The organism is Arthrobacter sp. Y3221157 (assembly GCF_059089865.1).
Map to the genome: position 1 here is coordinate 1 of NZ_JBNHFD010000262.1, position 228 is coordinate 228.

The 228-nt window shown below is 66.2% G+C and carries 1 pseudogene; it reads left to right on the top strand.

The window, feature by feature from the left end:
- Window positions 1-228, top strand: a pseudogene (locus AC5RTT_RS20930) (ABC transporter); the annotation flags it as partial.

Here is a 228-nt window from a genome sequence, read left to right on the forward strand (position 1 = left end):
GGCACGTCCTGACCGCAGTACGCGCCCCCGCCATCCTCCTGACCGCAGGCCTGCTGGGCGTCGGCATAGCCATCCAGGCCGCACTGGACTTCCTCGGCCTCGGTGACCCAGCTCTTCCAACATGGGGCGGAATGCTGTCCGAAGGCTTCTACAACATCTTCCGCGGGCCCGTACTGATCCTCTGGCCCAGCCTTGCCATCGGGCTGGCTTGCATCGCCTTCACCCTGC